Below are 23,508 nucleotides of genomic sequence, written 5' to 3' on the forward strand. Positions count from 1 at the left end.
TCGCGGAAACTCTGTCCCAAACAGATCACTCGCAGGTGAATCCTGCAGAGGCATTCCAAAAGGAGCACACGCAGTGGCGAACTCTCAGGCGCAGCATTTCCTGGCCCCCTCGGGACCCGAAAACCCGGACCGCACAAAACAGGAATTTGCCGGCGCGGTCAGCAGCAACGCCCGCGCCGATTTCGCGCTGTCGATGCGGCACGGGATGGTCAAGCAAACCAGCGGCACCCCGCAGGCCCAGGCTGTCGCGTTGTATGCAAAAGCCCGTAAACTGGCGCTGAAACGTCAGTTCAGCGACGCTGAATACCTACTGCGCGAGGCGCTGAAGCTGGATGACAAAAACCGGCTGATCTATGCCGCGCTCGGCGAAGTTCTGGAAATGATGAACCAGCACGACAAGGCGATCCTGGCCCATATCGACGCGCTGCGGCTGGATCCTTCGAACTCAAAATGCCTGTCCTACATCGGCAGTTACCTGATGCGGCTGAACCAGGATGAGGAGGCGGCCAACTATTTTGACGCGGCGGTGAAATTCGACCCGAATAATGCGACGGCGCTGGCCCGGCTGGTCTATCTGCGCCGCCGGATCTGCGACTGGACCGATCTGAACAACCGGGAAAAGCGGGTTCAGGTGTTCCGCAAGACGGATGTCGGAATCGACCCGTTTGCCCTTCTGTCGATGGTCGATGACCCGGGCTTGCAAATGAAGTTCTCGGTGAAGGCCGCGGAACTGGCCAAGGCCGATACCTCCGCAACCAAATTTGAACGCCCGCGGGCGGAAGGGCGCAAGATCAGGCTGGGGTATTTCTCAAACGACTTCTTCAACCACGCCACCATGTATTTGATCGGGCGGCAGCTGGAACTGCATGACCGCGACCGGTTTGAAATCTACATCTACGACTATGGCGAGGTGAACGACCATGAAGGCCGCCTGCGGGCCGAGAACGCCGCAGATGTTTACAAGCAGGTGTCGAGCCTGGAAAACGACGAGATCGCTGCCGTTGCGCGTGAGGATGGCCTGGATATTGCTGTTGACCTCAAGGGGTACACCAAGGGCAACCGGGTGAACATTTTCAACAACCGGCTGGCGCCGGTGCATGTGACCTATCTGGGGTATCCGGGAACGACCGGGGTGGATCAAATGGACTATATGATCGCCGATGCGGTCACGATCCCCGAAAAGCTGCGCAAATTCTACACTGAAAAGATCCTCTACATGCCGGACTGCTATCAGCCGAATGATGATCAGCGCGCGGCCGCGGATACTGTTCCCTCCAGGGCTGAGGCCGGGCTGCCGGAGGAGGCATTTGTGTTCTGTTCCTTCAACAGCCCCTACAAGGTGTCGCCGGATGAATTCGACATTTGGATGAAACTGCTGCAGCGGGTGCCGGACAGCGTTCTGTGGTTCTATGCGCCAAATGACAAGGTCCAGGAAAACATCCTGAAGGAGGCCAAGAAACGCGGCATCGGGCCGGACCACATCGTGTTCGCGGGCTTTGCCGGGCAAAAAGAGCATCTGGCCCGCTTGCAGCTGGCGGACGTGTTTCTGGATGCCTTTGCGGTGAATGCCCATACCACGGCCAGCGACGCGCTGTGGGCAGGGGTGCCGGTTGTCACCAAAACCGGCAAGCAGTTTGCCGCGCGGGTGGCCACCAGCTTGGTGCATTGCGCCGGGGTCCCCGAGCTCGCGGTTGCCACCCCGCAGCTGTACCAGGCGCTGGCTTTGAAACTGGCGCGGGACAAGGACTATCTGGCGGAAATAAAGGCGCGGGTGAAAGAGGGGATCAAGACCGGCCCGCTCTATGACACAGAGAAGTTCACCCGCAATTTTGAGGCGCTTCTGGAAAAGACGCTGGAGCGTTTCAATGCCGGGCTGAAGCCGGATCACATCAGTCTGAAGTGAGACTGCCGCAGATGAAAGAAGGGCGCGGGATCACCCGCGCCCGTTTCATTTGCAGGCAGCTCGTCAGCGCTGAGGGATCACAGCAGCCGGACCTGGGTGCCGACCTGCACCAGCTCGTACAGCTCTTCCACGTGCTGGTTATAGAGGCCGATGCAGCCGGAGGAGCTTTGGCGGCCGATCTTGCGGGTGTCGTGGGTGCCGTGGACCAGATAGGCAGGCCAGTCCAGATACATCGCCCGGGTGCCCAGCGGATTGCCCGGGGCGCCGCCTTCGATGCGGACCGGCAGCGTCGGATCGCGCTCGCGCATCGACTGGGTCGGAGTCCAGCTGGGATTTTCCGCTTTGCGCACAATTTGGGAATAGCCGCGCCTTGTCAGTTCCTCGGTCATCGGCACGGAGGAGGGGAACAGCCGGTAGGTTTCACCGTCCGGGCCCCAGTAATGCAGCGCCCGGGAACTGATGTCGGCCAGCAGGCAGCCCTTGCCCAGCTGATCGAAATGATCCTGCCAGTCCTGCTGCGAGAAGGCGGAGAGATTGCGCTGCACCGGAACCTCGTCACGGATGGCCGGCTCGTTCTGCGGGAAGGCGTCTGTCGACTCCGCGCGCAGGATGGCGGGGGTAGCCAGGGTCGCGCCCAGGCCCATCAGGGTGGCGCGGCGGGTGATACGGAGTTCTGTCATTGTTTCCTCTACCGTGCTGCTCAAAAACTCTGGGCAAGATAAGCACCGGCTCAGGAATTTCCAGAGGCGTCAAAGCGCTGCGGCAGCGCCTCACGGGTTTGTGTAGGCCCGGACGGCAATTTTCTGCCGCCCGGACCGGATCAGGGTGTCAGGCGTAAAGCCGGCGGGCCTGGGCGAAGGACAGCAGCCGGCAGCTGTCTTCGTCCCACAGGTGCAGCCGGGCGTTGGCAAGGCTTTCGCGGATGGTCATGCGGTTGCCCTCGGCCAGCTCCGCGTGGTCGCGCAGCACTTCGGTCAGGCGGTAGAACGGGATGCGGCTGTAGAGGTGATGCACGTGGTGAATGCCGATATTTGCGCTGAGCCACTGCAGCACCGGCGGCAGCACGTAATGCGAGCTGCCGTGCAGGGCGGCGTCGTGCAGCTGCCAGTCCTCCTCCTGGGTCCACTGGGTGGTTTCGAACTGGTGCTGCACATAAAACAGCCACAGGCCGGCGGTGGCGGCGATCAAGGTGGCAGGCAGGAAGATCAGCAGCAGCGGCATCAGGCCGCCGAAATACCAGATCAGCCCCAGCGCCGCGAGGATTGCCGCGTTGGTGCCCATGGCGCTGATCCAGTAGCGGGCCTGGCCGGTCAGCCCGTAGGGGATGCGGTTCTGCAGGAAGAACAGGTATCCGGGGCCGATGCCGAACAGGGTCACCGGGTGGCGGTAAAGCCGGTAGACCAGCCGCTCCCAGCGGCTTGCGGCGCGGTATTCGGCCACCGTCATGGTGTGGATGTCGCCCATGCCGCGCTTGCCCAGGTTGCCGTGGGTGCTGTGGTGGATCGAATGGGTGCGGCGCCAGACGTCATAGGGCGTCAGCGTCAGCACCCCGATGATGCGGCCCACCCAGTCGCTGACATGGCGGTTGGTGAAGAAGGAGCCGTGGCCGCAGTCGTGCTGGATTGTGAACAGGCGCAAGAGGAAGGCGGCGATGCAGACGGAAAGCGCAAGGGTGAGCCAGTAGCTGACCGACAGCGACCACCAGGCCGCAGCCCAGAGCAGCAGGAAGGGGACCACCGTCACCGCCAGCTCGAATGCGCTGCGCGCCGGGTTGGGTTCTCGGTATTGGGCCAGGATTTTGACCCAGTCGCGGGCGGTTCTTGCAGCTGCCTGCGGCTGGTTCGGGTCGGGTGTCTTGCTCATGCGCCTGCCGTCTGTTTGTCCGTTGGTGACCGGATAGACGAGTTACGCCGCGGAACAAGGGGAATTTGGCTGAAAACCATATTTTAAACCGGACCGTGCCGCCAAAGGCGCCGGCCGTCGTGGCGGCGAATCCTCAAAAATCATGCGGCACAGAAAAAGGCCCCGGAAAATCCGGGGCCTTTTTCTGATTTCCAAGCAAGGACTTAGTCCATTGCCTTGAAGTTGAACTCGCCGCCTTCCTTGATGCCCGAGGGCCAGCGGGAGGTCACGGTTTTGGTGCGGGTGTAGAACTTGAAGCTGTCCGGGCCGTGCTGGTTCAGGTCGCCGAACATCGACTTCTTCCAGCCGCCGAAGGTGTGGTAGGCCAGCGGCACCGGGATCGGCACGTTGATGCCCACCATGCCGATGTTCACACGGGACGCGAAGTCGCGCGCGGTGTCGCCGTCACGGGTGAAGATCGCGGTGCCGTTGCCGTACTCGTGGTCCATCGCCAGCTTCAACGCTTCCTCGTAAGTGCCTGCGCGCACAGTCGAAAGCACCGGGCCGAAGATCTCCTGCTTGTAGATGTCCATGTCGGGGGTGACGTGGTCGAACAGGTGGGCGCCGACAAAGAACCCGTCCTCGTAGCCCTGCAGTTTGAAGTCGCGGTTGTCGACCACCAGCGTGGCGCCCTGGTCAACGCCGGACTGGATCAGGCCCAGGATGCGGTCCTTGGCGGCCGCGGTCACAACCGGGCCCAGGTCGACGTCGTCGCCTGCGGTGTAGGGGCCGACTTTCAGCTTTTCGATCCGCGGGATCAGCTTTTCGATCAGCTTGTCGGCGGTTTCCTCACCGACCGGCACCGCAACCGAGATCGCCATGCAGCGTTCGCCGGCCGCGCCGAAGCCTGCGCCGACCAGCGCGTCAGCGGCCTGGTCCAGATCGGCGTCGGGCATCACGATCATGTGGTTCTTGGCGCCGCCGAAGCACTGGGCGCGCTTGCCGTTAGCGGTGGCGCGGGAATAGATGTACTGCGCGATCGGGGTGGAGCCCACGAAGGACACGCCCTGAATGATTTCGCTGTCCAGAATGGTGTCAACCGCCTCGCGGTCGCCGTTCACCACCTGGAACACGCCTTCGGGCAGGCCTGCCTCGACGAACAGTTCGGCCAGCATCAGCGGCACGGAGGGGTCGCGCTCGGACGGCTTCAGCACCACGGCGTTGCCGCAGGCCAGGGCCGGTCCGACGTGCCACAGCGGCATCATGGCGGGGAAGTTGAACGGCATGATCGAGCCGACAACACCCAGCGGCTGGCGCATGGAGTACATGTCGATGCCGGGGCCTGCGCTGTCGGTGAATTCACCCTTCAGCATCTGCGGCGCGCCGACGCAGTATTCGATCACTTCCAGGCCGCGCTGCAGGTCGCCCTTGGCGTCCGGGATGGTCTTGCCGTGCTCGCGGCTCAGCGCCTCGGCCAGCTTGTCCATGTCGCGGTTCATCAGGCCAACCATCGCCATCATCACGCGGGCGCGCTTCTGCGGGTTGGTGGCGCCCCATGCGGGCTGTGCCGCCGCGGCTTTTTCGATGGCGTCGGTGGTCTCAGACGCGCTGGCCATCGGGCATTTGTACTGCACTTCGCCGGTTGCCGGGTTGAAGACATCGTCAAAGCGGCCCGAGGTGCCGGAGACGATCTTGCCGTTGATAAAGTGGCCGAGTTCTTGCATCGGTTCCTCCTCTGTTCATGTTGCCTTCATCGTAGGCTTGCAAAAAACATCGGAAAAGAGGAAAGATTTCAAAGAGGCTTTGCAGTAACGCAAAAGGTTAACGGAGCGTTAGCAGGAACACGGAGGAACCGGGCCGATGGATCCCCAGTGGGATGATATGAAAGTGTTTTTGGCGGTGGCACGGGAGGCGAGCCTGTCCGGCGCCGGCCGCATTCTGAAGATGGACCCGGCGACAGTCGGCCGCAGGGTTGCCCGGTTCGAGGCGGCGCTGGAGACTCCGCTGTTCGTGAAATCGCCGCAAGGCTATGCGCTGAGCGCGGCCGGAGACCGGCTGCTGATCCATGCCGAAGCCGCCGAACAGGCGATGCGGGCGGGCACAGAGGCGCTGACCGGCCCCAATGATACCCTGTCCGGCCAGATCCGCATCGGCGCGCCGGATGGTGCCGCCAACTACATCCTGCCGCAGGTCTGCGCGCAGATTTCCGAAGACAATCCGGATCTGGACATTCAGATCGTGGCGCTGCCGCGGGTGATCAACCTCAGCCGCCGCGAGGCGGATATGGCGGTCACGGTCAGCGCGCCGACGGCGGGCAAGCTGCTGGTGCAGAAAATCTGCGACTACCAGCTGCATCTGGTGGCCTCGCGCTACTATCTGAAGGACCACCCGCCGATCACCAGGCTGGAGGATCTGAAGGGCCACAAGATGATCGGCTACATCCCGGACATGATCTTCGACAAGGAGCTCGACTATCTGAACGACATCGGGGTCGAGCGGGTGGCGCTGGCCTCCAACTCGGTCTCGGTCCAGATCAAGATGGCGGCGCAGGGCACGGCCGTCTGCGTGGCGCATGATTTCAGCCTGCCGGCCCACCGGATGCTGCGCAAGATCCTGACCGACAAGGTGAGCCTGACGCGCAGTTTCCACCTGGTGCGCCACCAGGGCGACCAGCGCAGCGAGCGGCTGAACCGGTTTGCCCAGGCGTTGTCCAAGGGCATCCGCGACGAGGTGGCCCGGCTGGAATCCTTGACTTAAAGCTGCGTTGCGGCACAGTTATTTATAACGCGCCATATTTTAGGAGGTCTGCAGCGTGCTCGTTCAGGTCATTTTGAAGTCCAAAGCCACCAGCGGTGTGGTCACCGTCAAACCGGATGCCAGCGTGTCGGATGCCGCCCGGCTTCTGGCAGAAAACAAGTTCGGCTCTGTTGTCGTGTCCGCGGACGGGGTAACGCCTGATGGCATCCTGTCGGAGCGGGACATCGTCCGGGAATTGTCGAAGGAAGGCGCCGCCTGCCTGGACAAGCCGGTCAGCGGCTATATGACGCGCGAGCTGGTGACCTGCACCACCCAGTCGAATGTGGGCGAGCTGCTGAAGCAGATGACCGAGGGGCGGTTCCGCCACATGCCGGTGGTCGAGGACGGAAAACTTGTGGGAATCGTGACCCTTGGCGATGCGGTCAAGGCGCAGCTGGCGCAGGTGGCGATGGAGAAGGACGCGCTGCAGGACATGATCATGGGGCACTGAGCCGCAGGCGGGAGTCCGGAGGCTGAGCCGCAAGCGGGGCATCCGTATTTCTGCCCCCTTGCATTGCCATCCGCAAATATGTTTGCGTGCGCAGAAATTCTGACAAGGCAGGAGGCCGCCCATGCGTGTGGGTCTGTATCCCGGCACCTTTGACCCGATCACCATCGGGCATATCGATATCATCCGCCGCGCCAGCGCGCTGGTGGACAAGCTGGTGATCGGCGTCGCCATCAACCGCGACAAGGGTCCGCTGTTCCCGCTGGAGGAGCGGGTGGGGATGATCGAGGCGGAATGCGCCAAGCTGAGCGAGGAGACCGGCACCGAGATTGTCGCGCATCCGTTCGAGAACCTGCTGATCAACTGCGCCCGCGACGTCGGTGCCCAGATCATCGTGCGCGGCCTGCGGGCGGTGGCCGATTTCGAGTATGAGTTCCAGATGGTCGGCATGAACCGCGCGCTCGACAGCTCGATCGAGACCGTGTTCCTGATGGCCGAGGCGCGGCATCAGGCGATTGCCTCCAAGCTGGTCAAGGAAATCGCCCGGCTGGACGGGGATGTGTCCAAATTCGTCACCCCGCTGGTCAATGAAAAGCTGCTGGAGCGCTTGGGCAAGACCGCCTGAGTTTGCACAGCAGAGCTGACTGCGGCAAAGCCGGGCTGACGCCCGGCTTTGTGCTTTCGGCGGCGCGCTGCGCGCGCGGGCAGGGGCTGGCGCCCCTGCTAAGTCGACTAAGAGGGGGGTGGCGCACGCCGAGGCAGCGGCAGCGGCGGGCGGATCAGCGCCAGAAAGCGACCCAGTCGATCAGCGCAAACAGCTTCTTGCCGAGAAAGATCATGTGCCGGTCGCCGAAGAGGATAATGTCAATGACGGCGGCGGCAATCAGGAACAGGCCCAGGACAAGGGCAATCCGGTTGGTCATGACAGCTCCGCCGCAAAGGAAAACGCCCGCCCAGATAACCTGAGCGGGCGTGAAGTCTCAAGGGGTTAGGCTGGGATCAGCCCAGTTTGCCCATGGCAACGGCCACGTCGGCCATGCGCACCGAGAAGCCCCATTCGTTGTCGTACCAGGCCAGCACGCGCACCATGCGGTCCTCGACCACACGGGTCTGGTCGGGCGCGAAGATCGAGCTTTCCGGGGAGTGGTTGAAGTCGACGGAGACCAGCGGCGCCGGCTCATAGCCCAGCACGCCCTTCATCGGGCCCTCAGCCGCTTCCTTGACGGCGGCGTTGACCTGCTCGGCGGTCACGTCGCGGCCGGCGCGGAAGGTCAGGTCCACGGCGGAGACGTTCGGGGTCGGAACGCGGATGGCGGAGCCGTCCAGGCGGCCTTTCAGGTTCGGCAGCACTTCGCCCAGGGCCTTGGCGGCGCCGGTCGAGGTCGGGATCATCGACATGGCGGCGGCGCGGGCGCGGTACAGGTCCTTGTGGCGGCGGTCCAGCGTCGGCTGGTCGCCGGTGTAGGCGTGGATGGTGGTCATGATGCCGTGCTCGATGCCGAACGCCTCGTCCAGTACCTTGGCCAGCGGCGCCAGGCAGTTGGTGGTGCAGGAGCCGTTGGAGATCATGGTATCGCCGGCTTCCAGCTGGTCATGGTTGACGCCATAGACGATGGTCTTGTCGACGTTTTTGCCAGGGGCGGACAGCAGCACTTTCTTGGCGCCGCGCTCCATGTGCGCCTTGGCCTTCTCGCCGTCGTTGAACTTGCCGGTGCATTCCAGAACCACGTCGCAGCCCGACCAGTCCAGCTCAGCCACGTCGTAGGTGGAGAACATCTGCATGTCACCGCGGCCCAGGTTCATGGTGCCGTCGCCGATGGTCACCTCACCCGGGAAACGGCCATGCACGGAATCGTACTTGATCAGATGCGCTGCGGTTTCCAGCGGCCCGGTGGCGTTCACCTTGATCACTTCGATGTCGTCGCGGCCCGAGGCGGCGATATGCGACAGGGTGCAGCGGCCGATGCGGCCAAAACCGTTGATCCCGACTTTGATGGTCATGAGTACGTCTCCAAGCGAGCAAAAACCTTTGGCCGCCATATAGACCGGCGGCCATGTGGTCTAAAGGGGTAAAAGCGTCATTAAATGAAACTGTTAGCGCAAAATCATGATGTTGGCGGTAACGTTCTGCGGCGGTGGCGTTAACGGAAATCCGCGGCTCTGGCGCGGTTGCGCTAACGCTTGTGCTGCGCCGCGGAAGCGGGCAGATTGCCTGTTAAAGCGGATAGGTTTTGAGGATTTTGGCATGAGCGGATTGCTGGCGCTTCTGGATGACGTGGCGGGGATCGCCAAGGTGGCGGCGGCCTCCGTTGATGATGTGGCGGCGGCGGCGGGCAAGGCCGGCGCCAAGACCGCCGGGGTGATCATCGACGATGCTGCGGTGACGCCCAAGTACCTGCAGGGGTTTGCGCCTGCGCGCGAGCTGCCGATCATCTGGCGCATCACCCGCGGCTCCCTGTTCAACAAGCTGATCCTGCTGCTGCCGGTGGCGATGCTGCTGGCGAACTTCGCGCCCTGGGCGATCACGCCCTTGCTGATGCTGGGCGGGTCCTACCTGTGCTTCGAGGGGGCGGAGAAGATCTTTCACGTGCTGTTCCCGCACGCCAGCCATGCCATTGACGAGGACATGAGCATCAAGGACCCCGGCCATCTGGAGGAGCAGAAGATCAAGGGCGCGATCAAGACCGATTTCATCCTGTCGGCGGAGATCATGACCATCGCGCTGGCCGCCATCGAGGCGCCGACGGTGTGGATGCAGGCGGCGACGCTGGCGGTGGTTGCCATCGGTGTGACGCTGGCGGTCTACGGCTCTGTCGCGCTGATTGTGAAGATGGACGACGTGGGGCTTTACCTGGCGCAGAACGCGCTGACCTCCCCGGGCCGGGGCCTGGGGCGCGGGCTGGTCAAGTTCATGCCGGTGCTGATGAAGATCCTGTCGGTGGTCGGCACCGCAGCGATGCTGTGGGTCGGCGGCTCCATCATCATCCACGGGCTGGAGGTGCTGGGCTTTGGCTGGCTGGGCCATCTGATCCACGACTGGGCCTATGCCGTGGGCCACGCGGTGCCTGCCGCCTGGGAAGGCTTTGCCGAGTGGAGTGCCAAGGCGGCGATGGACGGGGTGTTTGGCGTGGTGCTGGGGCTGCTGCTGATCCCGCTAGCGACCAAGGTGATCGGTCCGGTGGTCGGACGCTTTAATGCGAAAGGGTAGGAAGCTACCTCTATTCGTCCTTTTTCTTCCAACCTAAAATCGATAGCCAATCTATGTGAGGGCCAAGCAGTTCCAGCTTTGAAGAGTCTATGACTCTTCCCTTTGTGAGCTGCTTCTCACAACTCGCAATGTATTTTTGGATTTCACGCCAAATATCTTGGTTGCTGTTCTGGTCCTCGGGCCAAATCTGATGCTCAGGGGCTAACTTAAGAGTTCTAAAAGTGAACACCTTTCGACGACTTATCGGATTCCGCTTCTTTTCAGCGCTCAGGTAGTCTCCTCGGATCTGACTGCCAAGAAAGTACAGCCGGATATAACCTATGATTTCGTTGAACTCCCACGGCCCGTACTTTTCATAGATGTGTTGGTCCAGGGCACTCTTTGTTTCTTGGGGAATTGGCCGCCCCGCAACAGATAGCCAGTTCTCTTCATGTGGACGAATTTTAGTTTCTTCCCTCCACTTATAGTACTTTGATCTACTCAGCCGATAAACGGGAAGATCAAAGAAGTATTTTTCCATCTGCGAAAGTACCTTGTGAGCGATGCAACAAAAAAGGGGCAACCAATCGGATGCCCCTTTAGATTAAGGTAATTGCGATAGCTTACGCCAGCAGCTCTTTCACCTTGGCCACTGTGCCTTCAGCCGTGATGCCGAACTTCTCGAACAGCTCGCCTGCAGGCGCAGACGCGCCGAAGCGGTCCATGCCGACGAAACCGGCTTTCTTCTCCTGGCCGCGCTCGCCCAGCAGCCAGCGGTCCCAGCCGCCGGCGCGCACGGCGGCCTCGATGCCGACGCGGACCGGGCCTGCGGGCAGGACCTTGCGGCGGTAGGCTTCGTCCTGCTCTGCAAACAGCTCCATGCAGGGCATGGACACCACGCGGGTGCCGATGCCCTCGGCCTCCAGCTTGGCCTTGGCCTCCATCGCAACCGAGACCTCGGAGCCGGTGGCGATCAGGATCACCTGGCGCTTGTTCTCTGCCTCGGCCAGAACATAGGCGCCTTTTTCGACCATGTTGCTGAGCTTGTGCTCGGTCCGCACGGTCGGCAGGTTCTGACGGGTCAGGGCCAGCACCGAGGGGGTGTCCTTGGCGGTCAGGGCAATCTCCCAGGCCTCGGCGGTTTCCACGGTGTCGGCCGGGCGGAACACATAGGTGTTCGGGGTCGCGCGGCAGATGGCCAGATGCTCCACCGGCTGGTGGGTCGGACCGTCTTCGCCGACGCCGATCGAGTCGTGGGTCATCACAAACACGGTCGGGATCTTCGACAGGGCGGCCAGGCGCATCGCCGGGCGGGCATAGTCGGTGAAGCAGAAGAAGGTGCCGCCGTAAGCGCGCACGCCGCCGTGCAGGACCATGCCGTTCATCGCTGCGGCCATGCCGTGCTCGCGGATGCCCCAGTAGACATAGCGGCCCTTGCGGTTGTCGGTGTCAAAGACGCCCAGGTCGCCGGTCTTGGTGTTGTTGGAGCCGGTGAGGTCGGCGGAGCCGCCGACGGTTTCCGGCATGATCGGGTTGATCACTTCCAGCACCATTTCCGACGACTTGCGGGTCGCAACCGATGGCTGGGTCTCGGAGACCTGCTTTTTCAGCGCCTTGATGGTGGCCGACAGCTTCTTGGGGGCCTCCAGCGCATAGGCGCGGTTGAAACGGTCCTGCTTCTGCTGCGACAGCTCGGCAAAGCGGGCTTCCCAGGCTTCGCGCTCGGATTTGCCGCGGGCGCCGATTTCTTCCCACTGCGACTTGATCTCTGCCGGAACTTCGAACGGGCCGCCGGTCCAGCCGTAGGCGTCCTTGGCCGCCTGCAGCTGGTCCTTGTCGGTCAGCGCGCCATGGCCCTTGGAGGTGTCCTGCGCGGCGTGGCCCAGGGCGATATGGGTCTTGCAGGCGATCATCGACGGTTTTTTCGACTTCTTCGCCGCTTCGATGGCCTCGTCGATGGCTTTGGGGTCGTGGCCGTCGATTTCCAGCACCTGCCAGCCCGACGCCTTGAAGCGCTGCACCTGGTTGGTGCGGTCGCTGAGGTCAACGGTGCCGTCGATGGTGATGTTGTTGTTGTCCCAGAAGACAATCAGCTTGCCCAGCTGGTGGCGGCCTGCAAGGCCGATGGCCTCCTGGCTGATGCCTTCCATCAGGCAGCCGTCGCCGGCGATCACATAGGTGTGGTGATCGACAACCTTACGCCCGTAATGGGCGCGCTGCATTTCCTCTGCCATGGCAAAGCCGACGGCGTTGGAGATGCCCTGGCCCAGCGGGCCGGTGGTCACTTCGACAGCGTCGACCAGGAAGTTTTCCGGGTGGCCCGCGGTGATCGCGCCCATCTGGCGGAAGTTCTTGATCTGATCCAGGGTGACTTGGCTGTCGCCGGCAAGATACAGCAGCGCATAGATCAGCATCGAGCCGTGGCCAGCCGACAGGATGAACCGGTCGCGGTCCGGCCAGGACGGGTTGGATGCATCAAATTTTAGGTGTTTTTCAAACAGAACGGTCGCCACATCGGCCATGCCGATCGGCATACCGGTGTGGCCGGAGTTGGCGGCGGCGACGGCGTCCAGGGCCAGCGCGCGGATGGCGGCGGCCTTGTTCCAATGCTCGGGATTGGCGGTGCGCAGGGCTGTCAGGTCCACTGGGATTGTTCCTTTGGCGTTACAGGCAATTGGTGCGCTCAATAGCAGCGATGAGCCAAAGATCAAGCACGGTTGCGCGCATGTCTGCTGCCCTGCGCGAAGTTGGCGCGGCAAGTGGTTGAAAGACAAGGGGGGGTGTTTTATCCCTGATAGGGAATAACTGGCCCATGTCAGAGGCGCGTGCGCGATTCGCGCAGGCACCGGCAAAAGAAGAGTGAACTGATGTGGACGGGTGAGGGACAGGCATGAACCAGATCGAAGAATTGCAAGGCCGCATCCAGGCCGCGCTGGAGCGCATCAGCGCAGGCACGGCAGCTCTGCAGGAGGCCCGCGCGGCGGACCAGGTAAAGGCGGCGGAAGCCGCCGCAGCAGCCGCCAAGGCTGCCGAGGAGGCGGCTGCGAATGCCGCCAACGAGGCGCTGGAGCAGGCTCTGGATGAAGAGAAAACCGCCAACGCCCAGCTGGAAGAGCGGGTGAAGGTGCTGCACGCCCGCCTGCAGGAGGCCGAAAGCAAGGCGCCTGCCGGCGCTGATGACGTTGCGGCAATGCAGGCGGAGCTGCAGCTGCTGCGCAACGAGGCCGGCGACCCGGCCGAAAAAGAAGCGCTGCGGGTCGAAGTTGCGCGTTTGAAAAGCCAGATTGAGGCCGCAGCCAACACTGCCGCCAGCGACAGAGAGCGGCTGGAAGACCAGCTTGCCGAAGCGCAGGCCGCAAATGACAGCCTGAAGGCCCAGTTGGAGGAGCCCGGCACCTCCGCCGCGCAGCCCGCTGCAGAGCCGTCCGCGGCACCGGACATGAGCGCAGAGATCGCGCGCCAGAACGAGGCCCTTCTGCGGCTGGACAGTGAATTGCAGCAGCTGCGCCAGGCCAATGAGGAACTTCGCGCCTCCAACGCGGCGCTGCGCGAGGCCAACGCCCAAAGCCTTGGCGATGCCGGGCTGATCAATGCCTCGATGGAGGCGGAAATCGAAGGCCTGCGCGCAGCCCAGGCCAGCGACCAGGCCCAGGTCAACGCGGTGCTGGCAAAGCTGGAACCGCTGCTGGCCACCGCCCGCAATCTGCCGGAAGGAGAGGAAGTCTGATGCCCGAAGTGACCATTCATATCGGCGGCCGCGGCTTTGAAGTGTCCTGCCAGGAGGGCGAGGAAAGCTATCTGCACTCTGCCGCCAAGATGCTGGACGACGAGGCGCAGGTGCTGTCTGACCAGATCGGCCGGATGCCCGAGGCGCGGATGCTCTTGATGGCCGGGCTGATGCTGGCCGACAAGACCGCTGCCGTCGAGGACCGGATCAAGGAAGTGGAGGCCGAACTCGCCGAGCGCGTGCAGGAGCTGGAAGCGCTGAAAAACGCGCCCCCGCCGGAGCCTGAACGGGTCGAGGTGGCGGTGGTGCCGCCGCAGGTGACCGAAAGCCTGGCCGAACTGGCCGCCCGCACCGAGGCGCTGGCCCAGCAGGTCGAGGAACAGGCGGCAAGCTGAGGTTTTTGCCCCAAGCCGTTGCCCGAAAAAGGAAAAGGCGCCGCTGGGGCGCCTTTTTTCTTGCCGCTGCTGACGGAAATCAGGCGTTGGCTTCGCGGATCTTGTCGGCTGCTTCCTTGTTGAAGGAAATGCCGTTGTCCTCGAACAGGGTGTCCAGCTCCGACGACAGGGCCATCTCGGTGATGATGTCGCAGCCGCCGACAAACTCGCCCTTCACATAGAGCTGCGGAATGGTCGGCCAGTCAGAATACTCCTTGATGCCGGACCGGATCTCTTCGTCCGCCAGCACGTTCACGTCGGTGTAGTCGACGCCGATATAGTTCAGCACCGCCGCCACGCGCGAGGAGAAGCCGCACTGCGGCATTTCCTTGGTGCCTTTCATGTAGAGCACCACGTCATTGGCTTTGACGGTTTCGTCGATGCGGTTCTTTGCGTCGGTCATATCTCTATTTCCTTTCGGCTGCTGCGCCGTTTGCGTTGGCCGTCATATAGGCAGTTTCGCGGGTTTTGCCAATCCGCCCCGTCGGGCATACCGGGACCGGTTCTACGCTATTTCCGGTTGCTCTTGGGCACGAAGAAGCGCGCGTATTCCTGCGGGTCTTTGGGAACCTTCCAAGTGCGAACGGATCCGCCGCCCATGCCCGACTGATAGTCGGAACGCAGGGTGTGGTAGTCCGGGTCCGTATCATCATCCTCCAGCGGGCGGCGGCGCTGGGAGACGACCGCAACAACGGCGGTCATGACCACAATGCCGAGCACCAGAATGGAGGCGAACAATGACATGGAACGTTATTCCGGCGCCTTGGTGGTCAGCGCCAGCGCGTGCAATTCGCCCGCGGGGCCGTCCATCTTGCCTTTGAGCGCGGCATAGACGGCGCGCTGCTGCTGGACGCGGTTCTTGCCGCGGAAGCTTTCGTCGACGACCATCGCCGACATGTGAACGCCATCGGTGCCGCCAACCTGGATTTCGGCATCCGGGAAAGCTGCACGCAGCAGTTCTTCGATTTCGTGGGCTTGCATGGGCATCCGGGGAAGTCCTTTGTCTTGTTTGCCAAAAATGTAGGGGGGCGCCGGAGGCTGTGCAAGCAGGATTAGCAGCCGTCCCGGGCAAAGGGGGCCAGGCTTTCGACAAAGTCCGGCAGGCTGGCCAGCGCCTCCTGTACGCTGTCCTCCTCAAAGTCCCAGACCGACGCGGGGTTTTCCGGGCACAGCGCCCGGGTCAGTTCTGCGCAGCGGTCCTGCAGGGGCGTGGGCAGCGGCAGCGCGGCAGCCTCCTGCAGCACCAAAAGCGCCTCGTGGATCGGGCGCACCACCCGCAAGGCATGGGTCATATGGGTGAGCAGGTCGGGGTCATCGCGCCAGGTTTCGCCGCCGAACAGGTCTTGCGTCACCCGCTGCCCGGCGCCGGCGCAGGAGTAGGCGGCGCAGCCGCCAAAGCCGCATTTGGCCAGATCCTCGTGGATGGTGCAGCGGAAATCCGGGGCGAGGTTGGGGCAGGGCGTGTCCGCGTCCTTCAGCAGGCCGAAATCCTCATGCGCCTCAAACGGATAGGCCACGCAGCAAAGGCCCGCGCAGCGGCTGCAATCCTCTGTCAGGTCAGGAAGGGTCATGGGCCGGTCCCTGTGTCATAGGACGTGTCAAAGGAAAAGGCGGAACGGCTGTGCCATCCCGCCCTTGATCATGTATCTGCCGCCCCAAGGGGCAGCGCCGCGCCTCAGGCCACGGCTGCGGCAAAGCTGGAGCGGAAGATGTCCTTCAGCTCAGCCAGCGGCGCCTCGGAAGCACCGATCTTCACCATGTCGCCGCCAAACTTGCCGACGGAGGTGAGCGGCACGCCCGCCTGGCCTGCGGCCAGCATCAGCGCCTCAGCCTGGTCAAAGTTGCAGGCGATCAGGTAGCGCGCCTGGTCTTCGCCGAACACGGTCGGGGTGTCGCCCGCATCGATCTGCACGCCGACGCCGGCCTCTTCGGCCATCTCAAACGCCGCCAGCGCCAGACCGCCGTCGCCGAGGTCAGTGCAGGCCTTGATGAAATCGCGGTTGGCGCGGATGAATTCGCCATTGCGCTTCTCAGCCTCCAGGTCCACCGCCGGGGCGTCTCCGTCCTCGCGGTTGAAAACCTCTGCCAGCAGCGCCGACTGGCCGAGGTGGCCGATGGTTTCACCCACCAGCAGGGCGACATGGCCGTCGCGTGCCTCGCCGATGATCGGCTCTTCTCCGGCGGCAATCAGGCCCACGGCGCCGATGGTCGGGGTCGGCAGGATGCCCTTGCCGTCGGTTTCATTGTACAGCGACACGTTGCCGGACACGATCGGCATGTCGAGCGCCGCCACCGCCTCGCCGATGCCTTTGATGGCGCCGACGAACTGGCCCATGATCTCCGGCTTTTCAGGGTTGCCGAAGTTCAGGTTGTCGGTGGTTGCCAGCGGCTTGGCCCCGACCGCGGTCAGGTTGCGGTAGGCTTCTGCCACCGCCTGCTTGCCGCCCTCAAACGGGTTTGCCTTGACGTAGCGCGGCGTCACGTCGGAAGTGAAGGCCAGCTTTTTGTCGGTGCCATGCACCCGCACAATGCCAGAGCCCGCGCCCGGACGGCGCTGGGTGTCGCCCATCACGGTGGTGTCGTACTGCTCGTAAACCCACTGCTTGCCGGCATAGTTGGGGGAGGACAGCAGCGCCTTCAGCCCGTCGATCGGGTCGATGGTCGGCACATCCGCGTCACTCAGCGGCTCGGCTGCCGGGGTTTCCTTCCACGGGCGGTCGTATTCCGGCGCGGTGGAGGACAGTTTCGACAGCACCAGATCGGCCTTCACTTCGCCGTTGTGCATGATCAGGAAGCGGTCTTCGGCGATGGTCTCGCCGACGATGGCAAAGTCCAGATCCCACTTTTCGAACACCGCGCGCGCCTCGGCTTCCAGCTCCGGCTTCAGCACCATCAGCATCCGCTCCTGGGATTCCGACAGCATCATCTCGTAGGCGGTCATGTTCTCTTCGCGCTGCGGCACCTTTTCCAGGTCCAGGCGCACGCCCAGCTTGCCCTTGTCGCCCATTTCCACGGCAGAGCAGGTGAGGCCTGCCGCGCCCATGTCCTGGATCGAGATCACCGCGCCGGTCTGCATCAGCTCCAGCGTGGCTTCCATCAGGCGTTTTTCGGTGAAGGGGTCGCCGACCTGAACGGTGGGGCGCTTTTCCTCGATGGTGTCGTCGAATTCCGCCGACGCCATGGTGGCGCCGCCAACGCCGTCACGGCCCGTCTTGGCGCCCAGGTACACAACCGGCATGCCCACGCCCGACGCGGCGGAATAGAAGATTGCATCGGTGCGCGCGAGGCCCGCCGCAAAGGCGTTGACCAGGCAGTTGCCGTTGTAAGCGGGGTGGAAGCGGACTTCGCCGCCGACGCAGGGCACGCCAAAGCAGTTGCCATAGCCGCCGATGCCCTCAACCACGCCGTTAACCAGCCGGCGGGTCTTGGGGTGCGACGTTTCGCCGAACGACAGCGAATTCATCGAGGCGATCGGCCGCGCGCCCATGGTGAAGACGTCACGCAGAATGCCGCCAACCCCGGTTGCCGCACCCTGGTAGGGTTCGATGTAAGAGGGGTGGTTGTGGCTTTCCATCTTGAAAACAACGGCATCGCCGTCGCCGATGTCCACGATGCCTGCGTTCTCGCCGGGGCCGCAGATCACTTGCGGGCCTTCGGTCGGAAGGGTGCGCAGCCATTTCTTGGAGGACTTGTAGGAGCAGTGCTCGTTCCACATCGCCGAGAAAATCCCCAGCTCGGTGAAGGTCGGCTCCCGCCCGATGATTTCCAGGATCAGATCGTATTCCTCGGGCTTCAGCCCGTGATTGGCAATCAATTCAGGCGTGATGGCGGGTTCCTGCATCCGTAAACGTCCCCAATGGCTGCGATTGCGCGCCTTTTAGGGCAAGGAGGGGCGCGGGGGAAGTGGAATTAGTCGAATCCCCGGCAGATGCCGCAGGCGGCGTCTTTGCGCCGCAGCACGCCCGCCGCCGTGCCCCGCGGCCGCAGATGGCACCGCGGAGTTCTGAAAGCGGCGGAAACTGCGGCGGCGGGCAGGCAAAGCGCTGAAAATACAAGCATTGCGAATGCAGGCCGCCGGAAAGAGTAAGAATGTTCGGGCGTCCTTTCCCGCACCGGTGCTAAACAGCCCAGGCAGCCGGCGATCCGCGCCGGACCGGCGCTGCAAAGGCCAATGGCCGGGGGGGCAGGTGTTTGCAGCGCCGAAACAGTGCTTATATGCCAGCCGGTTGCGCGCAAAAAAAAGGCCGAGCACTAAGCTCGGCCGAAGTCCAACAGGGAGGTATGAAGGGAGGCGTTGCCGCCGCCTTCATGAGTTTCATTTAGGGCTCCGGGCCTGCCCCTTCAAGGGGATTAACAATAAATGGGTGTCAATGCTGCTATGCGGTTTTTGCATGGCTGGGGCGGCGGTCCCGGGACAGGCCGGACGCACGCCGGCCGGTCGCCGCACTGCGGCTGGAACGCTCCGTGGCGGCGGCTGCCGGGCTTACAGCTTGCCCAGCGCTTTCATGTGCTTGCGGTGTTCCATGATCTCGGATTGCACAAAATCGCGGAAGGCGCCGACCCGCTGCGAATGGCGCAGCTCTTCCGGATAGGCGAGGTAGACCGGAACCTCGTTCTGGTCCTCGTCCGGCAGCACCTCGACCAGCTGCGGGAATTCTTCTGTCACATAGTCGGGCAGAATGCCGATGCCCAGATTGTGCAGAACCCCCTGCAGCACGCCGAAATAGTTGTTGACGGTCAGCAGGGATGCCGGATCCTGCGCCATCAGCTTCTTGCCCAGAACCGCGGCAGAGCCCACCTGGGCAGACCGCTGGTTCTGGCATATCAGCCGGTGCTGCGAAATGTCGGCGGATGTTTCCAGATTGCCGTGCTTCTCCAGGTAGGCCGGCGTCGCATAGAGCCCCATGCGCACGGTCATCAGCCGCTTGCGCACCAGATCGGCCTGGCTGGGCTCCTTCATGCGGATCGCCACATCGGCCTCGCGCATCGGCAGGTCCAGCACCCGTTCCTCCAGCATCAGGTCGATCTTGAGGTTGGGGTACTGCTCATACAGTTTGGTCAGCCGCGGTGCCAGCCACAGGGTGCCGAAGCCCACGGTGGTGGTCACCCGCAATTCGCCGAACACTTCTTCTTCGCTGTCGCGGATGCGGGCTGAGGCCGCCTCCAGCCGCGCAGTCATGGACTGGGTGGCGTCAAACAGCAGCTCACCCTGTTCGGTGAGAATCAGCCCGCGCGCGTGACGGTGAAACAGAGTGGCGTTCAAACTCTCCTCCAGCGCCCGGATCTGGCGGCTGACCGCCGATTGCGACAGGTTCAGCTTGTCGCCGGCATGGGTCAGGCTGCCCGCGTCCGCCACCGCGTGAAATATTCTGAGCTTGTCCCAATCCATATCCGTTACTTTCTGTGCGTTCGGGGCCGACTATATGAAATCTTAGTTATGTATCAGTTTTCGTGACGCAAGCGAGCGAAAACAAAAAAAAAGCGGCTATTCAGGTCAGCAATTATGACCTATTCTGCGGGCCAGAAAGTGCAAGCTAGTCCCGGTTGAGGAGGCCACGATGAGCACGCAAAAGATCTCACTCAATGATAAATACGATCTGACCAAATCGCCGGTTCTGCTGAACGGCACTCAGGCGCTGGTGCGGCTGATGCTGATGCAGAAGCACCGCGACAAGGCGGCAGGCCTGAACACCGCCGGTCTGGTCACCGGCTACCGCGGCTCGCCGCTGGGCGCGGTGGACCTGCAGATGAGCCGCGCGGAAAAGCACCTGAAGGCGGCGGATGTCACCTTTCAATACGGGCTGAACGAGGATCTGGCGGTCACCGCGCTCTGGGGCGCGCAGCAGGCCGAGGTGCGCGGCGAGGGCAAATACGACGGCGTCTTTGGCCTGTGGTACGGCAAGGGCCCGGGCGTCGACCGCTCCGGCGATGCGCTGCGCCACGCCAATATGGCCGGCACCTCCAAGCACGGCGGCGTCCTGCTGGCGATGGGTGACGACCACACCGGCGAAAGCTCCACCGTGCTGCACCAGTCGGAATGGTCGCTCTTGGACTGCTACCTGCCGATCGTCAGCCCGGCCGGCGTGCAGGAAATCCTGGACTACGGCATCTACGGTTATGCGCTCAGCCGCTTCTCCGGCCTTTGGGTCGGCCTCAAGACCATGAAGGACACCATCGAGGTGACCTCGGTCGTCGACGCGCGCCCGGACCGGGTGCAGCTGGTCACGCCGGAGTTCGACATGCCCGCCGATGGCCTCAACATCCGCCTGGACGACGACCGCTTCCGCCAGGAAAACCGCATCATCGACTACAAGCGCTTTGCGGCAGAGGCGTTCAGCCACGCCAACAAGATGGACAAGCGCGTGTGGGGCAAGCCCGGCGCCAAGATCGGGTTTGTCGCCGCGGGCAAGAACTGGCTCGACCTGGTGCATGCGCTGAAGCTGTTGAACATCGACGAAAACATGGCCGAGCGGCTGGGCATCACCACCTACAAGGTGGGACAGACCTGGCCGATGGACATGAAGGGCTTCAATGACTGGGCCGAAGACCTGGACCTGATCGTGGTGGTCGAGGAAAAGCGCAAGCTGATCGAGATCCAGATCAAGGAAGCGATCTTCGACACCCGCCAGGGCCGCCGCGTCTATGGCTGGTACAAGGGCGGTGCCGGCTCCATGCACCGGGATGAGCTGTTCCCGACCCGCTACGCGCTGGACCCGATCATGATCGCCGAGAAACTGGGCAGCATCCTGATTGAGGAAGGCCGTGACACCGAGGCGCTGCGTGCCGGGCTGGAGAGCCTGGCAGAGGCGCGCCGTGCCGATAACGCTGAGGAAATCGCCACCCGTCTGCCCTATTTCTGCTCCGGCTGCCCGCACAACTCCTCCACCAAGCTGCCGGACGGCTCCCGCGCCTATGCGGGGATCGGCTGCCATTTCATGGTGCAGTGGATGGACCGCGAGACCACCGGCTTCACCCATATGGGCGGCGAGGGCGTCAACTGGGTGGGCGAGGCGCCATTCTCCAAGCGCAAACATGTGTTCCAGAACCTTGGCGACGGCACCTACAACCACTCTGGCGTGCAGGCGATCCGGGCGGCGCTCGCCGAGGGCACCAACATCACCTACAAGATCCTGTATAACGACGCGGTGGCGATGACCGGCGGCCAGCAGGCTGAGGGCGGGCTGACGGCGCAGCAGATCGCGCACGAACTGACCGCGATGGGCGTGAAGACCATCGCGGTGGTTTATGACGAGAAAGAGGACGTCGACGCCGGCCTGTTCCCGGCCGGGATGCGGATGCACGAACGCGCCGAGATGATGAAGATCCAGCGCGAGTTCGAGCAGGTCGAGGGCGTCTCTGCCATCATCTACATCCAGACCTGCGCCGCCGAGAAACGCCGCCGCCGCAAGCGCGGCCAGTTCCCCGATCCCGACCAGCGGGTGTTCATCAACTCCGACGTCTGCGAAGGCTGCGGCGATTGCGGGGTGCAGTCGAACTGCGTCTCCATCGTGCCGAAAAACACCGAACTGGGCCGCAAGCGCGCCATTGATCAATCGTCCTGCAACAAGGACTTCTCCTGCCTGAACGGTTTCTGCCCGTCCTTCGTGACCGTCGAAGGCGCCAAGATCCGCAAGGAGGCGACCGCAGCCATCGACCTGCCGCATCTGCCCAAGCCGGCGCTGCCGGCAATCGACGGAACTCATAACGTGGTGATCACCGGCGTCGGCGGCACCGGCGTGGTGACCATCGGCGCGGTGCTGGCGCAGGCGGCGCAGATCGACGGCAAGGGCGCCGGGCTGATGGAAATGGCCGGCCTCGCCCAGAAGGGCGGCGCGGTGCATATCCACTGCCGGATCGCCAACAAGCCGGAGGATATCTCTGCCATCCGCGTCGCCACCGGCGAGGCGCATGCGCTGATCGGCGGCGACCTGGTGGTCAGCGCCGGTGCCAAGACCCTGGGCCTGACCACAACCGGCCAGACCGGCGCAGTGGTGAACAGCCACGAGATCATCACCGGCGAATTCACCCGCAACACAGAGTTCGCCGTCCCCACCGACCGGCTGGAGGTCGCTCTGCAGGCGCGCCTGCGCGACCGGCTGGACCTGTTTGACGCCTCCGAGCTGGCGCGCGTCACCATGGGCGACTCGATCTTTTCCAACATGATGGTGTTCGGCGGCGCCTGGCAGAAGGGGCTGGTGCCCGTCAGCTTTGAGGCGATCGAACAGGCGATCGAGATGAACGGCGCCGCGGTGGAGCGCAACAAGCGCGCCTTCGACATCGGCCGCTGGGCGGTGCTGCACCCGGAAGAGGCCGCACGGCTGATCCAGCCCAAGGTGGTGGAGAAACCCAAGACGCTGGAGGAGAAAATCGCTTTCCGCGCCGGTCATCTGGTGGCCTATCAGGGCAAGGGGCTGGCCAAGCGCTATGGCAAGCTGCTGGACGGGATCAGCGATCCGGCGCTGAAAGAGGCGGTGGCGAAGGGCTATCACAAGCTGTTGTCCTACAAGGACGAATACGAGGTCGCCCGCCTGCTGCTGGACAGCCGCGCCAAGGCGGAGGCGGAGTTTGAGGGCGACCTCAAGCTCTCCTACCACCTGGCGCCGCCGATGCTGGGCGGCACCGACCCGAACGGCCGCCCGCAAAAGCGCAAGTTCGGCGCAGGCATGGAGCGCGGGTTCCGCCTGCTGGCCAAGCTGAAATCCTTGCGCGGCACCCCGCTCGACATCTTCGGCTACACCGAGGAGCGCAGGATGGAGCGGGCGCTGATCAAGCAGTATGAGGGTGACATGCAGGAATGGCTGCCGAAAGCATCGCCTGAAATCATGGAGCCGCTGGTGGCCCTGGCCGAACTGCCACTGCAGATCCGAGGCTTCGGTCCGGTGAAGATGGCGAACGAGCAAAAGGCCGCCAAACGGCGCGAGGAGCTGCTGGCAGCCCTGCGCCGGGGCGGCATGCCAGTCAAACAGGCGGCAGAATAACGCCGGGTGATTGAGGGCAGGGCGGGGCGCTCCCGCCCGCTTTGATCCTTTCACAGAAAGGCCCAAAGCCGTTGGGCCGGGCGCCGCGCTGACGCGCGGCGTTTGCCGTTCCGCGCCCCTCGGGCCGGCCCGCATGCAGAATTCTGCCGCAGCGGTCGCTTTCAGCGCATTTTTTCAGCAAATGCAGCGCGCG

Annotated in this window: 21 protein-coding genes; 8 read left to right on the forward strand and 13 right to left on the reverse strand. The window is 63.4% G+C overall.

Annotated elements, in window-relative coordinates; genetic code table 11:
- Positions 1-73 precede the first annotated feature (73 nt).
- A complete protein-coding gene (locus B2P87_RS13865) occupies positions 74-1,903 on the forward strand; it encodes a hypothetical protein (protein WP_167510252.1) in 1,830 nt (609 codons plus the stop codon).
- A 77-nt stretch (positions 1,904-1,980) separates the two neighbouring features.
- On the opposite strand, the gene B2P87_RS13870 is transcribed toward B2P87_RS13865, so the two are convergent.
- The 3 genes from B2P87_RS13870 to B2P87_RS13880 form a co-directional block, all read right to left on the reverse strand.
- Entirely contained in the window at positions 1,981-2,583 is a 603-nt protein-coding gene (locus B2P87_RS13870; protein WP_058286994.1) for a L,D-transpeptidase, read from the reverse strand.
- A gap of 148 nt (positions 2,584-2,731) precedes the next feature.
- Positions 2,732-3,766, reverse strand: coding sequence for a fatty acid desaturase (locus B2P87_RS13875; RefSeq protein WP_058286993.1), 1,035 nt, complete (start codon positions 3,764-3,766; stop codon positions 2,732-2,734).
- A 203-nt stretch (positions 3,767-3,969) separates the two neighbouring features.
- The gene (locus B2P87_RS13880; protein WP_058286992.1) at positions 3,970-5,469 is read right to left on the reverse strand and encodes a CoA-acylating methylmalonate-semialdehyde dehydrogenase; all 1,500 of its coding nucleotides are present in this window, start codon (positions 5,467-5,469) and stop codon (positions 3,970-3,972) included.
- Between the two features lie 136 nt (positions 5,470-5,605).
- Here B2P87_RS13880 and B2P87_RS13885 point away from each other — a divergent pair, with 136 nt between their 5' ends.
- The 3 genes from B2P87_RS13885 to coaD all read left to right on the forward strand — a co-directional run bounded on the left by B2P87_RS13885 (position 5,606) and on the right by coaD (position 7,614).
- Complete coding sequence (locus tag B2P87_RS13885; RefSeq protein ID WP_141890398.1) at positions 5,606-6,502, forward strand: LysR family transcriptional regulator; 897 nt, start codon at positions 5,606-5,608, stop codon at positions 6,500-6,502.
- A gap of 55 nt (positions 6,503-6,557) precedes the next feature.
- Complete coding sequence (locus B2P87_RS13890; protein ID WP_058286990.1) at positions 6,558-6,992, forward strand: CBS domain-containing protein; 435 nt, start codon at positions 6,558-6,560, stop codon at positions 6,990-6,992.
- Between the two features lie 121 nt (positions 6,993-7,113).
- Positions 7,114-7,614, forward strand: coding sequence for a pantetheine-phosphate adenylyltransferase (gene coaD / locus B2P87_RS13895; RefSeq protein ID WP_141890397.1), 501 nt, complete (start codon positions 7,114-7,116; stop codon positions 7,612-7,614).
- 154 nt (positions 7,615-7,768) lie between these two features.
- Here coaD and B2P87_RS13900 read toward each other — a convergent pair whose 3' ends face one another.
- Entirely contained in the window at positions 7,769-7,912 is a 144-nt protein-coding gene (locus B2P87_RS13900; RefSeq protein WP_167510251.1) for a hypothetical protein, read from the reverse strand.
- A gap of 76 nt (positions 7,913-7,988) precedes the next feature.
- On the reverse strand, positions 7,989-8,990 hold the full coding sequence (gene gap, locus B2P87_RS13905; protein ID WP_141890396.1) for a type I glyceraldehyde-3-phosphate dehydrogenase: 1,002 nt from the start codon (positions 8,988-8,990) through the stop codon (positions 7,989-7,991).
- Positions 8,991-9,234: 244 nt separating this feature from the next.
- Here gap and B2P87_RS13910 point away from each other — a divergent pair, with 244 nt between their 5' ends.
- Positions 9,235-10,197, forward strand: a complete 963-nt coding sequence (locus B2P87_RS13910; RefSeq protein ID WP_141890395.1) for a DUF808 domain-containing protein — start codon at positions 9,235-9,237, stop codon at positions 10,195-10,197.
- Positions 10,198-10,207: 10 nt separating this feature from the next.
- Here the strand turns inward: B2P87_RS13910 and B2P87_RS13915 are convergent, their stop codons facing one another.
- Positions 10,208-10,717: a hypothetical protein gene (locus B2P87_RS13915; RefSeq protein WP_141890394.1), complete on the reverse strand. Its 510-nt coding sequence runs from the start codon at positions 10,715-10,717 to the stop codon at positions 10,208-10,210.
- Between the two features lie 82 nt (positions 10,718-10,799).
- Entirely contained in the window at positions 10,800-12,821 is a 2,022-nt protein-coding gene (gene tkt / locus B2P87_RS13920) for a transketolase (RefSeq protein WP_141890393.1), read from the reverse strand.
- Positions 12,822-13,066: 245 nt separating this feature from the next.
- On the opposite strand from tkt, the gene B2P87_RS13925 reads away from it, so the two are divergent.
- Together B2P87_RS13925 and B2P87_RS13930 are read left to right on the forward strand one after the other, a co-directional pair.
- Positions 13,067-13,903 (forward strand): colicin transporter, encoded by an 837-nt coding sequence (locus B2P87_RS13925; RefSeq protein ID WP_141890392.1) that lies wholly within the window; start codon positions 13,067-13,069, stop codon positions 13,901-13,903.
- Positions 13,903-14,298 (forward strand): cell division protein ZapA, encoded by a 396-nt coding sequence (locus B2P87_RS13930; RefSeq protein WP_141890391.1) that lies wholly within the window; start codon positions 13,903-13,905, stop codon positions 14,296-14,298. The genes B2P87_RS13925 and B2P87_RS13930 overlap by 1 nt, the downstream gene beginning before the upstream one ends.
- A 79-nt stretch (positions 14,299-14,377) precedes the next feature.
- Here the strand turns inward: B2P87_RS13930 and grxD are convergent, their stop codons facing one another.
- The 6 genes from grxD to B2P87_RS13960 form a co-directional block, all read right to left on the reverse strand.
- Positions 14,378-14,740: a Grx4 family monothiol glutaredoxin gene (grxD, locus tag B2P87_RS13935; protein WP_058286982.1), complete on the reverse strand. Its 363-nt coding sequence runs from the start codon at positions 14,738-14,740 to the stop codon at positions 14,378-14,380.
- A gap of 107 nt (positions 14,741-14,847) precedes the next feature.
- Complete coding sequence (locus B2P87_RS13940; protein ID WP_141890390.1) at positions 14,848-15,081, reverse strand: hypothetical protein; 234 nt, start codon at positions 15,079-15,081, stop codon at positions 14,848-14,850.
- 6 nt (positions 15,082-15,087) lie between these two features.
- Positions 15,088-15,324: a BolA/IbaG family iron-sulfur metabolism protein gene (locus B2P87_RS13945; RefSeq protein ID WP_141890389.1), complete on the reverse strand. Its 237-nt coding sequence runs from the start codon at positions 15,322-15,324 to the stop codon at positions 15,088-15,090.
- A 65-nt stretch (positions 15,325-15,389) separates the two neighbouring features.
- Positions 15,390-15,908, reverse strand: a complete 519-nt coding sequence (locus B2P87_RS13950; protein WP_244940809.1) for a hypothetical protein — start codon at positions 15,906-15,908, stop codon at positions 15,390-15,392.
- 104 nt (positions 15,909-16,012) lie between these two features.
- On the reverse strand, positions 16,013-18,178 hold the full coding sequence (gene purL / locus B2P87_RS13955) for a phosphoribosylformylglycinamidine synthase subunit PurL (RefSeq protein WP_141890388.1): 2,166 nt from the start codon (positions 18,176-18,178) through the stop codon (positions 16,013-16,015).
- 642 nt (positions 18,179-18,820) lie between these two features.
- Positions 18,821-19,726: a LysR family transcriptional regulator gene (locus B2P87_RS13960; protein WP_058286978.1), complete on the reverse strand. Its 906-nt coding sequence runs from the start codon at positions 19,724-19,726 to the stop codon at positions 18,821-18,823.
- A gap of 169 nt (positions 19,727-19,895) precedes the next feature.
- Here B2P87_RS13960 and B2P87_RS13965 point away from each other — a divergent pair, with 169 nt between their 5' ends.
- The gene (locus B2P87_RS13965) at positions 19,896-23,315 is read left to right on the forward strand and encodes an indolepyruvate ferredoxin oxidoreductase family protein (RefSeq protein ID WP_141890387.1); all 3,420 of its coding nucleotides are present in this window, start codon (positions 19,896-19,898) and stop codon (positions 23,313-23,315) included.
- Positions 23,316-23,508: the final 193 nt, after the last annotated feature.

This window comes from Leisingera sp. UBA4491 (genome assembly GCF_002388965.1).
Taxonomy (GTDB): Bacteria; Pseudomonadota; Alphaproteobacteria; order Rhodobacterales; family Rhodobacteraceae; genus Leisingera; species Leisingera aquaemixtae.

Bases quoted from the DNA above. Each gene is read 5' to 3' on its own strand.
- B2P87_RS13875 (WP_058286993.1), bottom strand. From the start codon at position 3,766: ATGAGCAAGACACCCGACCCGAACCAGCCGCAGGCAGCTGCAAGAACC.
- B2P87_RS13915 (WP_141890394.1), bottom strand. From the start codon at position 10,717: ATGGAAAAATACTTCTTTGATCTTCCCGTTTATCGGCTGAGTAGATCA.
- B2P87_RS13910 (WP_141890395.1), top strand. From the start codon at position 9,235: ATGAGCGGATTGCTGGCGCTTCTGGATGACGTGGCGGGGATCGCCAAG.
- B2P87_RS13925 (WP_141890392.1), top strand. From the start codon at position 13,067: ATGAACCAGATCGAAGAATTGCAAGGCCGCATCCAGGCCGCGCTGGAG.
- coaD (WP_141890397.1), top strand. From the start codon at position 7,114: ATGCGTGTGGGTCTGTATCCCGGCACCTTTGACCCGATCACCATCGGG.
- B2P87_RS13900 (WP_167510251.1), bottom strand. From the start codon at position 7,912: ATGACCAACCGGATTGCCCTTGTCCTGGGCCTGTTCCTGATTGCCGCC.
- B2P87_RS13885 (WP_141890398.1), top strand. From the start codon at position 5,606: ATGGATCCCCAGTGGGATGATATGAAAGTGTTTTTGGCGGTGGCACGG.
- grxD (WP_058286982.1), bottom strand. From the start codon at position 14,740: ATGACCGACGCAAAGAACCGCATCGACGAAACCGTCAAAGCCAATGAC.
- B2P87_RS13940 (WP_141890390.1), bottom strand. From the start codon at position 15,081: ATGTCATTGTTCGCCTCCATTCTGGTGCTCGGCATTGTGGTCATGACC.
- B2P87_RS13950 (WP_244940809.1), bottom strand. From the start codon at position 15,908: ATGACCCTTCCTGACCTGACAGAGGATTGCAGCCGCTGCGCGGGCCTT.
- B2P87_RS13965 (WP_141890387.1), top strand. From the start codon at position 19,896: ATGAGCACGCAAAAGATCTCACTCAATGATAAATACGATCTGACCAAA.
- B2P87_RS13945 (WP_141890389.1), bottom strand. From the start codon at position 15,324: ATGCCCATGCAAGCCCACGAAATCGAAGAACTGCTGCGTGCAGCTTTC.
- B2P87_RS13880 (WP_058286992.1), bottom strand. From the start codon at position 5,469: ATGCAAGAACTCGGCCACTTTATCAACGGCAAGATCGTCTCCGGCACC.
- purL (WP_141890388.1), bottom strand. From the start codon at position 18,178: ATGCAGGAACCCGCCATCACGCCTGAATTGATTGCCAATCACGGGCTG.
- B2P87_RS13870 (WP_058286994.1), bottom strand. From the start codon at position 2,583: ATGACAGAACTCCGTATCACCCGCCGCGCCACCCTGATGGGCCTGGGC.
- B2P87_RS13930 (WP_141890391.1), top strand. From the start codon at position 13,903: ATGCCCGAAGTGACCATTCATATCGGCGGCCGCGGCTTTGAAGTGTCC.
- gap (WP_141890396.1), bottom strand. From the start codon at position 8,990: ATGACCATCAAAGTCGGGATCAACGGTTTTGGCCGCATCGGCCGCTGC.
- B2P87_RS13960 (WP_058286978.1), bottom strand. From the start codon at position 19,726: ATGGATTGGGACAAGCTCAGAATATTTCACGCGGTGGCGGACGCGGGC.